The organism is Vibrio sp. 10N.222.55.C6 (assembly GCF_041473395.1).
Taxonomy (GTDB): Bacteria; Pseudomonadota; Gammaproteobacteria; order Enterobacterales; family Vibrionaceae; genus Vibrio; species Vibrio crassostreae_C.
In genome coordinates this window covers 1-367 of the sequence record NZ_JBFRSD010001199.1, presented here as the reverse complement: position 1 = coordinate 367, position 367 = coordinate 1, and the positions used below count along the sequence as shown (strand labels likewise).

The following is a 367-nucleotide window of genomic DNA, read 5'->3' as shown; positions in this document are numbered from 1 at the left end:
CTATTTAACTAAAAATTATTTATTAGGATATCACTATGAGAATGACAAAAACGATCTCTTACCGCCATAACAATGGTACATCTAAAATTAGCATTGATCCTGCATTATATGGTGCAGTAAGCAGTAAGCATGAAAATGGTCAAACTTGGTTACGACAAAATGCTACCAAGCTTCATAATGAACTAGGTGGTGACCGTATTTCATATCGAGTAGCTGAAAAGGCTTTCCTTTCTATTCTTCCTGAAAAAAGCATGCAGGATTACGAGTCAAGGCTTGGGTATTGTAACGTAAGAATCTCCTTAGATAATGTGCAGTATGCATTCTCTCTACCACATGTGCTTCTGCATTACATCTCAAAGGTTTATAC

1 protein-coding gene is annotated in these 367 nt (G+C 36.2%); it reads left to right on the top strand.

Annotation, left to right across the window (positions count from 1 at the left end):
• Nucleotides 1-35: 35 nt before the first annotated feature.
• Nucleotides 36-367: hypothetical protein (locus tag AB4486_RS28170; protein WP_372120122.1), on the top strand; the 332-nt coding region annotated here is incomplete at its 3' end.